The organism is Streptomyces sp. MCA2, assembly GCF_023544705.1.
Lineage (GTDB): Bacteria > Actinomycetota > Actinomycetes > Streptomycetales > Streptomycetaceae > Streptomyces > Streptomyces decoyicus.
In genome coordinates this window covers 74194-86281 of the sequence record NZ_JAMJFM010000042.1, presented here as the reverse complement: position 1 = coordinate 86281, position 12088 = coordinate 74194, and the positions used below count along the sequence as shown (strand labels likewise).

The following is a 12088-nucleotide window of genomic DNA, read 5'->3' as shown; positions in this document are numbered from 1 at the left end:
AAACCGGACCGAGCCCCTCGCTCATGGGACGATGGGGGAGACGTCACATACCCGAGTCCCGCCTACCCGCGTTCACTGAATGGACCCTGCGTGCCCGCGACCCCTACGAACGTGCCGGAGCCGAGCCGTACCGATCCGGCCCTCCTCCGTAACTTCTGCATCATCGCGCACATCGACCACGGCAAGTCGACGCTCGCCGACCGGATGCTCCAGCTCACCGGTGTCGTCGACTCGCGGCAGATGCGCGCGCAGTACCTCGACCGCATGGACATCGAGCGCGAGCGCGGCATCACGATCAAGTCCCAGGCGGTCCGTCTGCCCTGGGACCCCACCGAGGGTGAAGAGGGAAGTGGCACGACCCACATCCTCAACATGATCGACACCCCGGGCCACGTCGACTTCACCTACGAGGTCTCCCGCTCGCTCGCCGCGTGCGAGGGCTGCATCCTCCTCGTCGACGCCGCTCAGGGGATCGAGGCCCAGACCCTCGCCAACCTCTACCTGGCGATGGAGCACGAGCTCACGATCATCCCCGTCCTCAACAAGATCGATCTGCCGGCCGCCCAGCCCGAGAAGTTCGCCGCCGAGCTGGCCAATCTGGTCGGCTGCGAGCCCGAGGACGTCCTGCGGGTCTCCGCCAAGACCGGCGTCGGCGTGCCCGAGCTGCTGGACAAGGTCGTCCGCGAGGTGCCGTCCCCGGTCGGCGTCAAGGACGCCCCCGCCCGCGCGATGATCTTCGACTCGGTCTACGACGCCTACCGCGGTGTCGTGACCTACGTGAAGGTCGTCGACGGCACGCTCCGCAAGCGCGAGCGCATCAGGATGATGTCGACCGGCGCCGCTCACGAGCTCCTGGAGATCGGCACGAACTCTCCGGAGATGAAGGCTTCCGACGGCCTGTCCGTCGGTGAGGTGGGCTACCTGATCACCGGCGTGAAGGATGTCCGGCAGTCCAAGGTGGGTGACACGATCACCCAGCTCAACAAGGGTGCCGAGGAGGCGCTCGGCGGCTACAAGGACCCCAAGCCGATGGTGTTCTCGGGCCTGTATCCCCTGGACGGCTCGGACTACCCGGAGCTCCGCGACGCGCTGGACAAGCTTCAGCTCAACGACGCCGCGCTGGTCTACGAACCGGAGACCTCCGCGGCCCTGGGCTTCGGCTTCCGCGTCGGCTTCCTGGGTCTGTTGCACCTGGAGGTCATCCGCGAGCGCCTGGAGCGTGAGTTCGGCCTCGAACTGATCGCGACCGCGCCGAACGTGGTCTACCGCGTCGACATGGAGGACGGGGTCGAGCACGAGGTCACCAACCCGAGCGAGTTCCCGACGGGCAAGATCGACAAGGTGCACGAGCCGGTCGTACGGGCCACGATCCTGGCGCCGAGCGAGTTCATCGGCGCGATCATGGAGCTGTGCCAGAACCGCCGCGGCAACCTGCTCGGCATGGACTACCTCTCCGAGGACCGCGTCGAGATCCGCTATACCCTCCCGCTCGCCGAGGTCGTCTTCGACTTCTTCGACCAGCTCAAGTCCAAGACCCGCGGCTATGCCTCGCTGGACTACGAGCCCACCGGCGAGCAGGCCGCCGACCTGGTGAAGGTCGACATCCTGCTGCACGGCGACAAGGTCGACGCGTTCTCCGCGATCTGCCACAAGGACAAGGCGTACGCGTACGGCGTGCGGCTGGTCGCCAAGCTGCGGGAGCTGATTCCGCGGCAGAGCTTCGAGGTGCCGATCCAGGCCGCCATCGGCGCCCGGGTCATCGCCCGTGAGACGGTCCGCGCCATCCGCAAGGACGTCCTCGCCAAGTGCTACGGCGGTGACATCTCCCGTAAGCGGAAGCTGCTGGAGAAGCAGAAGGAAGGCAAGAAGCGGATGAAGATGGTCGGCAGCGTGGAGGTCCCGCAGGAGGCCTTCATCGCGGTGCTGTCCTCGGACTCCGACGGCGACGCGAAGTCGAAGAAGTAGCGCGTCACCCGCATCAGCCGCACCCACGGCCCCACGAGCCGTGAGAGGACGTAGCCGCGAGGCGACGAAGTGGTGAGGCGGCGAAGCGGAGCGGCCGCCGGATGGAGCGGTCGTAAGGCAGTGGAACAGGGTGCCGGTCCCCATGGCGGGGGTCGGCGCCCTGTCGGCTTTTTCCCGTTCGCCGGCGCGAATGCGGGGCGCGGCGCCCGAGTGGGGGCGGATGGTGTGATCCGTCCCACCTGGGAGCGGCCCGGTAGGGGTGAGGGACGAGGCGCGCTATCGGGCGTTGCGGGTGCTACGTACACCTATCGCACTGGTCACATCGTGAACCAGTAGGTCGTAGCCCCTTACGCGTCGGCGCCGCGCGCTCTAGTCTGATCACTGCTCAAAGGTTACTCGCGAGTCACCAGCAACGAAGCGGGCCCCGGAGGACGCCGTGACGGACACCCACACGCTGATCGAAAACCGGCCGCCTTCGGTGGCCCACCTCTTCCTGGAGCGGGTCGCGGCCACGCCCGATATCGAGGCCTATCGCTATCCGGTCCCCGCGTCCAAGGCCTCGGCCCCGCCCGGACAGGGAGGCGCCCCGGCCGGCCAAGGGGCGGACGACTGGAAGGTGCTCAGCTGGGCCCAGGCCGCGGAACGGGTCTACGCCATGGCCGCCGGGCTCATCGCGCTCGGCATACTGCCCGAGGAGCGGGTGGCGCTGGCCGCCAACACCCGCGTCGAGTGGATCCTCGCCGACCTCGGTGTGCTCTGCTCCGGCGCCGCCACCACCACGGTCTACCCCAGCACCAACACCGAGGAGACCGCCTACATCCTGGCCGACTCCGGCAGCCGGGTGCTCATCGCGGAGGACGCCGGACAGCTCGCCAAGGCGCGTGAGCGGCGCGCGGAGCTGCCCGAGCTGGCGCATGTCGTCGTCATCGACGAGGCCGGCGCGGAGCCCGCCGAGGGCGACCCGGAGGGCTGGGTGCTCACCCTGGCCGAGCTGGAGAAGCGCGGCACCGCCTATCTGGAGGACCACCCGGAGTGCGTCAAGGAGCGGATCGCCGCGCTGCGCGCCGACCAGCTGGCGACGCTCATCTACACCTCCGGCACCACCGGCCGTCCCAAGGGCGTCCGGCTGCCGCACGACTGCTGGTCGTACATGGCCCGCGCGATCCAGTCGACCGGCCTGGTCCATGAGGACGATGTGCAGTACCTCTGGCTGCCGCTCGCGCATGTCTTCGGCAAGGTGCTCACCGCCGGGCAGATCGCGACCGGCCAGGTGATCGCCGTCGACGGCCGGGTCGACAAGATCATCGAGAATCTGCCGGTCGTCCGGCCCACGTACATGGCGGCCGTGCCGCGGATCTTCGAGAAGGTCTACAACGGGGTCGCGGCCAAGGCCCGCGCGGGCGGCGGCGCCAAGTACAAGGTCTTCCAGTGGGCCGCCGAGGTGGCCCGCGAGTACGCCAAGGTCTCGCAGGACAACTTCCGCCGCACCGGCAACGCCTCCGTGCCGTTCGCGCTGGGTGCCAAGCACAAGATCGCCGACGCGCTCGTCTACAGCAAGCTGCGGGAGGCGTTCGGCGGCCGGCTGCGCGCCGCGGTCTCCGGCTCGGCCGCGCTCTCGCCGGAGATCGGCTACTTCTTCTCCGGCGCCGGCATCCACATCCTGGAGGGCTACGGCCTGACGGAGTCCAGCGCCGCCAGCTTCGTCAACCCCGGCGAGGCCTACCGCACCGGAACGGTCGGCAAGCCGCTGCCCGGCACCGAGGTGCGGATCGCCGAGGACGGCGAGATCCTGCTGCGCGGCCCCGGCATCATGCAGGGCTACCACGGCCTGCCGGACAAGACCGCCGAAGTCCTGGAGGAGGACGGCTGGTTCCACACCGGTGACATCGGTGAGCTCTCCCCGGACGGCTATCTGCGGATCACCGACCGCAAGAAGGACCTGATCAAGACCTCGGGCGGGAAGTACATCGCGCCGGCGGAGGTCGAGGGCCAGTTCAAGGCGGTCTGCCCGTTCGTCTCCAATGTGCTGGTGCACGGCGCCAACCGGAACTACTGCACCGCGCTGATCGCCCTCGACGAGCCCACGATCCTGGCCTGGGGCAAGGAGCACGGCCTGGCCGGCAAGGAGTACGCCGATCTCGTCGCCACCGACCAGGTCCGCGAGCTGATCGACGGCTATGTCGAGCGGGTCAACGAGGGGCTTCAGCGCTGGCAGCAGATCCGCAAGTTCCGGCTGCTGCCGCGTGACCTGGACATCGAGCACGGCGAGGTGACCCCCAGCCTCAAGATCAAGCGGCCGGTGGTGGAGCGGGCGTTCAAGGACCTGCTCGACGAGATGTATGCGGGGGCGCGCGAGGCGTAGCCGCAGGGGCGCGGCGATACGGGGCGGGCCGGGTCGGCGCGCCCCTGCCGCCGCGCCCGTACGGGTGAAGCCGGCGGCCGGCGGGAACCGCGGCCGCCGCTGAAGTTGTCCGTACAGGTTCCCCCGGCGCCCTTGCGTACGCGCCGGCCAACTCCCGCGGCGCGTCAGCCGAATTGGCCGCTGTGACCACCGACTTCTGTGACTCAGTGCTTATGTCTGCGCTCGTTCTGTCACTCTGTCGTTGGCGCATCCGGCGCTGTAGCGGAGCTGCTCGGGAGTTGCTCAATGCGGACGACAACTTCGTCTCCACGGGACGACGACGTCACGGCGACGCGCGGGACGAGGGCGGGAGGGTCCCGTGGCGGACCCTCGGCCGGGCCTGCCGACGGGGCCGCGGCCCGTTCCCGGTGGGCCAGCCTGCCCGGTGATCCGCAGGCCGCTGCCGCCGCCCGCCGGTTCGTCCGCGGCGCGTTCGCCGACTGGGCCGACCAGCGGCTGCCCGGCGCGGAGCGGCTGGCCGGCCGGCTCGCGGACGAAGCGGTGCTGCTGGTCAGCGAGTTGGTGACGAACGCGGTGGTGCATGCGGGCACCACCGTCGAGCTGCGCTGCCGGCTGGAGCCGGAACGGGAGCCGGGCGCGGAGGCCTACGGGGGCCGGAGCGGCGAGCCCTGCCCGGCGCCGTACGGGGACGTCCCCGCCCTGCCCGGCGCCGGCCTCGACGCCGTACCCGGCCCCGGCCTGCTCGTCGAGGTGTCCGACCATCACCCCACCCAGCCGGTCCGCGCCCACGAGGACAGCGCCGCATCCGAGAACGGCGGCCACGGGCTCCAGCTGATCAGTGCCGTCGCCGAGTCCTGGGGCGTCACCTACCGCCGGGCCATGAAGACCGTGTGGTTCCGGCTGCCCGTAGGAGCCCGGGACGGTGCCCGGCCCGAACCGGAGCTCGCCTTCGACGACCAGCTGCTCCAGCACGGACTGCGGGCCGCCGAACTCCTCGCCCCGGCGCCGCGCCGGTCCGCCCGGCCGGAACAGGAGGCCGACCGCGTCGACAACGGCGCCCTCTCCTTCCTCGCCGAAGCCTCCGACCTGCTCTCCGGCCAGCTCGACGCCGATCAGGTCGCCGCGCTCGCCGCCCAGTTGATCGTGCCGCGGCTCGCCGAATGGTGCGCGGTGTGGCTCTACGACGGCGACGCCGGCGCCCCCGGCCGCGGCATCGCGGCGGACGGCGAGGAACAGCGGCTCGCCCGCGTCTGGCACACCTGCGAGAGCCGGATCGACGCGCTGCGCACGGCGCTGGAGAAGCAGCCGCCGGAACTCCCGGACAGCGGCTCGCCCAACGGTGCGCCCGGCGCGGTCCCCTGGCCCTGGCCGTACGAACCGAGCGGCTACGGGCCGGGCGGCGCCGCACTGGCCTGCCCCCTGGTCGCCGGCGGCCGCCGCCTCGGCACCCTCCTGCTCGGCCGGGGCGGCCTGCCGCGCTTCCCCGACGAGGTCGTCGGCCTGATCGAGGACCTGGGCCGCCGGGTCGCCCGCGCGGTGGCCACCGCCCGCGCCTACAGCCGCCAGGAGCGGATCAGCCAGGTCCTCCAGCGCCGTCTGCTGCCGCGGGGGCGGGCGCAGGTCCCCGGCGTGGAGTCGGCGGTGGTCTACGAGCCGCGTGAGGGCGCCTGGGCGGGCGGCGACTTCTGGGACCTCTTCGACGCCGGGGACGGCCGCTGGTGCTTCGCCCTCGGCGATGTCTGCGGCAGCGGCCCCGAGGCGGCCGCGGTGACCGGGCTGGCCCGCCCGGTGCTGCGGCTGCTGGCCCGCGACGGCTTCGGGGTGGCCGCGGTGCTCGACCGGCTCAACAAGACCATGGCGCGGGAGGCCGCGGACTCGGTGGCGGCGGTCGCGGCGGCGGTGGCGGCGGCCGGCGCCGGGGCGGAGGCGCCGGTCGAGATCCGCGAGGAGGGCGAACAGGCCCGCTTCCTGTCCCTGCTCTACGGCGAGATCGTCCCGTACCCCGGCGGCTCCGGGGGCGCACGCTGCACCCTGGCCAGCGCCGGCCATCCGCTGCCGCTGGTGCTGGGCGCGGACGGCACGGTCCGGGTCGTCGCGGCGCCGCAGATGCTGCTGGGGGTGGTCGAGGACGCGGCGTACGTCAGCGAATCGTTCGACCTCTGCCCGGGGGAAACGCTTCTGTGCGTCACCGACGGGGTGACCGAGCGGCGCTCGGGGCGGCGGCTCTTCGACGACGAGGACGGTCTGGCCACCGCCCTCGCCGCGGGCGTCGGCCTGGGCGCCACCGCCCTCGCCGACCACATCCGCAACACCGTCCACGCCTTCGGCCCGATCCCGCCCGACGACGACCTCGCCCTGCTGGTCCTCCAGGCGGCGGGGCACGGGGTGCCCTAGGGCACACCGGCGCCGGACCGGCACCGCCCCGCCATGACGGACAATGGTTCCCATGCCTTCCGCACTGCCTGATGGTGAGCCGATGCCCGAGGACGGGGCGCTGCCCGGTCATACCCCGGCGGGTGCCGCCGGCCGGCCCCTCGGCTTCTATCTGCATGTGCCGTACTGCGCGACCCGCTGCGGCTACTGCGACTTCAACACGTACACCGCGAGCGAGCTGCGCGGCTCCGGGGGCGCCCTGGCCTCCCGCGACAACTACGCGGACACCGTCGTCGACGAGATCCGGCTGGCCCGCAAGGTGCTGGGCGACGACCCGCGCCCGGTCGAGACGGTCTTCGTCGGCGGCGGCACCCCGACCCTGCTGCCCGCCGCCGATCTCGGCCGGATGCTGGCCGCGATCCGCGAGGAATTCGGCCTCGCGCCCGGTGCCGAGATCACCACCGAGGCCAACCCGGAGTCCGTCGATCCCCGCTACCTCGACGAGCTTCTCGCGGGCGGCTTCAACCGGGTCTCCTTCGGCATGCAGAGCGCCCGGCAGCACGTCCTGAAGATCCTCGACCGTACACACACCCCGGGCCGCCCCGAGGCCTGCGTCGCCGAGGCCCGCGCGGCCGGTTTCGAGCACGTCAACCTCGATCTGATCTACGGCACCCCGGGCGAGACCGACGACGACTGGCGCGCCTCCCTCGACGCCGCGCTCGGCGCCGGCCCCGACCATGTCTCGGCCTACGCCCTGATCGTCGAGGAGGGCACCCAGCTGGCCCGCCGGATCCGCCGCGGCGAGGTCCCGATGACCGACGACGACACCCACGCCGACCGCTACCTCATCGCCGACGAACGCCTCGCCGCGGCCGGTTTCACCTGGTACGAGGTCTCGAACTGGGCCACCACCGACGCCGCCCGCTGCCGTCACAACGAGCTCTACTGGACCGGCGCCGACTGGTGGGGCGCGGGCCCCGGCGCCCACAGCCACGTCGGCGGCGTCCGCTGGTGGAACGTCAAACACCCCGGCGCCTACGCCCAGGCCCTCACCGAAGGCCGCTCCCCGGGCGCCGGCCGCGAGATCCTCTCGGACGAGGACCGCCGGGTCGAACGCATCCTCCTGGAGCTGCGGCTCTCGGACGGCTGCCCGCTGGACATCCTCGCGCCGGCGGGGACGCGGGCGGCGGCGCGGGCGCTGGCCGACGGCCTGCTGGAGGCCGCGCCGTACGAGGCGGGCCGGGCCGTACTGACACTCCGCGGGCGGCTGCTGGCGGACGCGGTGGTGCGGGATCTGGTGGACTGATCACTCGACTGAGGGATCTCACCCCGAGACCCCCGGCCGACGTCAGGCCGCACCGCCGGCCGTGACGAAGTCGATCAGCTCCTCCACCCGCCCCAGCAGCGCCGGCTCCAGGTCCTTGTAGGAGCGCACGCAGGACAGGATCCGCTGCCAGGCGGCGCCGGTGTTCTCCGGCCAGCCCAGTGCCCGGCACACGCCCGTCTTCCAGTCCTGGCCGTGCGGGACGGACGGCCAGGCCGCGATCCCGACCGAGGACGGCTTCACCGCCTCCCAGACGTCGATGTACGGGTGGCCCACCACCAGCGCGTGGTCACCGGTCACCTCGGCCGCGATACGGGACTCCTTCGAGCCGGGCACGAGATGGTCGACGAGGACGCCGAGACGGGCGTCAGGACCGGGGGAGAAGCCGCGGACGATCGCGGGCAGGTCGTCGATGCCCTCCAGGTACTCCACGACGACGCCCTCGATGCGCAGGTCGTCGCCCCACACCCGCTCCACCAGCTCGGCGTCGTGCCGGCCCTCCACATAGATGCGCCCGGCGCGGGCGACCCGTGCGCGGGCGCCGGGCACGGCGAGTGATCCCGATGCCGTCCGCGTCCGGGTGGTGGCCGCCGGCCGGCCCTGGGGGCGTACGAGAGTGACCACCCGCCCCTCCAGCAGGAAGCCGCGCGGCTCCATGGGGAAGACCCGGTGCTTGCCGAAGCGGTCCTCCAGGGTGACCGTCGGGCCCTGTGCGGTCTTCTCGCAGCGGATCACGGCGCCGCAGAAACCCGAGGTGACCTCCTCGACGACCAGATCGGGCTCGGCCGGCACCTCGGGCGCGGGCTGCTGCTTCTTCCAGGGCGGGGTGAGGTCGGGGCTGTAGCGCCTGTTCTGCATCGCGTGGGACCTGTTCTCCGTTGATCTTTGTTTGTATGCAGTCGTGGGGAGGGCGGGCGGTGGTCAGGACGGGGCGACGCCGAAGCGGGTGGCCAGGGCGTCGCGTTGGGCACGGACGAAGCGGGCGTCCACCACGGCGCCATGGCCGGGAACGTACCGCGCGTCCTCGCCGCCGAGGGCCAGCAGCCGGTCCAGCGCGCCGGGCCACTGCTGCGGCAGTGCGTCGTGGCCCGCCTGGGGCTCCCCGGACTCCTCGACCAGATCGCCGCAGAAGACGACCTCCGGGTCTCCGCCCCGGCCCGGTACCAGGACCGCCAGATCGTGGGCGGTGTGACCGGGGCCGACATTGGCGAGCAGCACCTGCCGGTCGCCGAGCTCGACGGTCAGCTGGCCGTGGACGTGGTGGTGCGGGGCGACCAGCAGATCGGCGGCCTCGGCGGCGGCGTCCCTCTCGACGCCGTGCCGCATCGCGTCGTGCCGCAGTTCGTCCTTGCCGCGGCGCAGCAGCTCGCTCAGTCCGGCCGCGCCGAAGACCTCGACGCCCGCGAAGGCGGCGGTGCCCAGCACATGATCGAAGTGGGGGTGGGTGAGCGCGATATGCGTCACTTCCCGGCCCAGCACGCCGCGGATCGCACGCCGCAGATCCGCGCCGTCGCGCAGGGTCGCGCCGGTGTCGACGATCATGACGCCGGTGGTCCCCGCGATCACCCCGATCGTCTCGTCCCAGCCCGGCATACGGCGCCTGGCGACACCGTCACCGAGTCGTTCCCAACCGGCCTCTTCCCAAGCAGTGTGCATACCGAGACGCTAGCGCCATCGCGATAGCGTTGCCCGACAGATCGGCCGAACACGGTCATCGGGCGGGTGCTGTGCGCGGCTGCCCTTGCCGTGTCCGTGCTACCCGGCCGTACACTGGCTCAGGGTCTGGCACTCGGCCCGTGTGAGTGCCAGGAGAGACGAGACGGCGGACGGCCGGACTGGAGGTGCGCGGGATGCTCAGTGAACGCAGGCTGGAGGTGCTGCGCGCCATCGTCCAGGACTACGTCGGGACGGAGGAGCCGGTCGGCTCCAAGGCGCTCACCGAACGCCATCAGCTCGGCGTCTCCCCGGCCACCGTCCGCAACGACATGGCGGCCCTGGAGGACGAGGGATTCATCGCCCAGCCGCACACCAGCGCCGGGCGCATCCCGACCGACAAGGGCTACCGCCTGTTCGTCGACAAGCTGGCCGGCGTCAAGCCGCTGTCCAGCCCGGAGCGGCGGGCGATCCAGAATTTCCTGGACGGCGCCGTCGACCTCGACGATGTGGTGGGCCGCACGGTCCGGCTGCTGGCGCAGCTGACCCGGCAGGTCGCGGTCGTGCAGTACCCGTCCCTGACCCGGTCCACGGTCCGGCATGTCGAACTGCTGGCGCTGGCCCCGGCCCGGCTGATGCTCGTACTGATCACGGACACCGGACGGGTCGAGCAGCGGCTCATCGACTGCCAGGCGCCGTTCGGCGAGGCCTCGCTGGCGGACCTGCGGGCCCGGCTCAACAGCAGGGTCGTCGGCCGCCGGTTCGCGGATGTGCCGCAGTTGGTGCAGGATCTCCCGGAGTCCTTCGAGCAGGACGACCGCGGCACGGTCTCGACAGTGCTGTCGGTGTTGCTGGAAACTTTGGTGGAAGAGACCGAAGAGCGGCTGATGATCGGCGGTACCGCCAATCTCACGCGCTTCGGGCACGATTTCCCGCTGACGATCCGGCCGGTGCTGGAGGCCCTTGAGGAGCATGTGGTGATGCTCAAGCTGCTCGGGGAGGCCAAGGACTCGGGCATGACCGTACGTATCGGGCATGAGAATGCCCACGAAGGCCTGGCGTCCACATCGGTCGTCACGGTCGGCTACGGTTCGGGCGACGAGGCAGTCGCCAAACTCGGCGTGGTCGGACCGACCCGCATGGACTACCCCGGAACGATGGGAGCGGTACGCGCAGTGGCACGTTACGTCGGACAAATCCTCGCGGAGTCGTAAGTGGCCACGGATTACTACTCGGTCCTCGGCATCAGCCGTGACGCCTCGCAGGACCAGATCAAGAAAGCCTTCCGCCGGCTGGCGCGTGAGCTGCACCCGGACGTGAACCCGGATCCCAAGACCCAAGAGCGGTTCAAGGAGATCAACGCCGCTTACGAGGTCCTGTCGGACCCGCAGAAGAAGCAGGTCTACGACCTCGGCGGCGATCCCCTCTCGCAGGCGGGCGGCGGCCAGGGCGCGGGCGGCTTCGGCGCGGGCTTCGGCAACTTCTCCGACATCATGGACGCCTTCTTCGGCACCGCGTCGCAGCGCGGACCGCGCTCGCGCACCCGCCGCGGCCAGGACGCCATGATCCGGCTCGACATCGAGCTGAACGAAGCGGCCTTCGGCACGACCAAGGACATCCAGGTCGACACCGCCGTCGTCTGTACGACGTGCACGGGTGAGGGAGCCGCGCCGGGTACCTCGGCGCAGACCTGCGACATGTGCCGCGGCCGCGGTGAGGTCTCGCAGGTCACCCGGTCCTTCCTCGGCCAGGTCATGACGTCCAGGCCCTGCCCGCAGTGCCAGGGCTTCGGCACGGTCGTGCCGACCCCGTGCCCCGAGTGCGCGGGCGACGGCCGGATCCGCTCCCGCCGCACCCTGACCGTCAAGATCCCGGCCGGTGTCGACAACGGCACCCGCATCCAGCTCGCGGGCGAGGGCGAGGTCGGCCCCGGCGGCGGCCCCGCCGGCGACCTCTACGTGGAGATCCACGAGCTGGCGCACTCCGTCTTCCAGCGGCGCGGCGACGATCTGCACTGCACGGTCACCATCCCGATGACAGCGGCGGCGCTGGGCACGAAGTGCCCGCTGGAGACGCTGGACGGGGTGGAGGAGATCGATGTCCGGCCCGGCACCCAGTCCGGCCAGTCGATCCCGCTGCACCAGCGCGGAGTGACCCATCTGCGCGGCGGCGGCCGGGGCGATCTCATCGTCCACGTCGAGGTGCAGACACCGTCCAAGCTCGACCCCGACCAGGAAGACCTGCTGCGGCGGCTGGCCAAGCTCCGCGGGGAGGAGCGGCCCACGGGGCAGTTCCAGCCCGGGCAGCAGGGTCTGTTCTCGCGCCTGAAGGATGCGTTCAACGGGCGATAGCCCCAGGTGGGCCCGGGGGCGAAGCCGTTCCCCGGGCCGGTGCGGCGGTCGCCGCCCCGG

Annotated in this window: 8 protein-coding genes; 6 read left to right on the top strand and 2 right to left on the bottom strand. The window is 71.6% G+C overall.

What is annotated here, in order from left to right; genetic code table 11:
* The first annotated feature begins 90 nt into the window (after positions 1–90).
* The 4 genes from lepA to hemW all read left to right on the top strand — a co-directional run bounded on the left by lepA (position 91) and on the right by hemW (position 8006).
* Positions 91–1965, top strand: a complete 1875-nt coding sequence (lepA, locus tag M8I34_RS29345) for a translation elongation factor 4 (RefSeq protein WP_250054361.1) — start codon at positions 91–93, stop codon at positions 1963–1965.
* A gap of 436 nt (positions 1966–2401) precedes the next feature.
* Complete coding sequence (locus tag M8I34_RS29340; RefSeq protein WP_250054352.1) at positions 2402–4327, top strand: long-chain fatty acid--CoA ligase; 1926 nt, start codon at positions 2402–2404, stop codon at positions 4325–4327.
* A 285-nt stretch (positions 4328–4612) separates the two neighbouring features.
* A complete protein-coding gene (locus M8I34_RS29335; RefSeq protein ID WP_250054350.1) occupies positions 4613–6721 on the top strand; it encodes an ATP-binding SpoIIE family protein phosphatase in 2109 nt (702 codons plus the stop codon).
* A 52-nt stretch (positions 6722–6773) separates the two neighbouring features.
* Positions 6774–8006: a radical SAM family heme chaperone HemW gene (gene hemW, locus M8I34_RS29330; RefSeq protein WP_244414835.1), complete on the top strand. Its 1233-nt coding sequence runs from the start codon at positions 6774–6776 to the stop codon at positions 8004–8006.
* A gap of 42 nt (positions 8007–8048) precedes the next feature.
* On the opposite strand, the gene M8I34_RS29325 is transcribed toward hemW, so the two are convergent.
* Positions 8049–8882, bottom strand: a complete 834-nt coding sequence (locus M8I34_RS29325) for a DUF3097 domain-containing protein (RefSeq protein WP_250054348.1) — start codon at positions 8880–8882, stop codon at positions 8049–8051.
* 63 nt (positions 8883–8945) lie between these two features.
* Positions 8946–9680 carry an MBL fold metallo-hydrolase gene (locus M8I34_RS29320; protein ID WP_250054345.1) on the bottom strand — a complete coding sequence of 245 codons (735 nt, stop codon included), beginning with the start codon at positions 9678–9680 and terminating at the stop codon, positions 8946–8948.
* A gap of 194 nt (positions 9681–9874) precedes the next feature.
* Here M8I34_RS29320 and hrcA point away from each other — a divergent pair, with 194 nt between their 5' ends.
* Both hrcA and dnaJ read left to right on the top strand, forming a co-directional pair.
* A complete protein-coding gene (gene hrcA, locus M8I34_RS29315; RefSeq protein WP_244414839.1) occupies positions 9875–10891 on the top strand; it encodes a heat-inducible transcriptional repressor HrcA in 1017 nt (338 codons plus the stop codon).
* Positions 10892–12028, top strand: a complete 1137-nt coding sequence (dnaJ, locus tag M8I34_RS29310) for a molecular chaperone DnaJ (RefSeq protein ID WP_244414840.1) — start codon at positions 10892–10894, stop codon at positions 12026–12028.
* Positions 12029–12088: the final 60 nt, after the last annotated feature.

Excerpts from the sequence above, each read along its gene's own strand:
- M8I34_RS29320 (WP_250054345.1), bottom strand. The coding sequence starts at position 9,680 with ATGCACACTGCTTGGGAAGAGGCCGGTTGGGAACGACTCGGTGACGGT.
- M8I34_RS29325 (WP_250054348.1), bottom strand. The coding sequence starts at position 8,882 with ATGCAGAACAGGCGCTACAGCCCCGACCTCACCCCGCCCTGGAAGAAG.
- hemW (WP_244414835.1), top strand. The coding sequence starts at position 6,774 with ATGCCTTCCGCACTGCCTGATGGTGAGCCGATGCCCGAGGACGGGGCG.
- M8I34_RS29335 (WP_250054350.1), top strand. The coding sequence starts at position 4,613 with ATGCGGACGACAACTTCGTCTCCACGGGACGACGACGTCACGGCGACG.
- hrcA (WP_244414839.1), top strand. The coding sequence starts at position 9,875 with ATGCTCAGTGAACGCAGGCTGGAGGTGCTGCGCGCCATCGTCCAGGAC.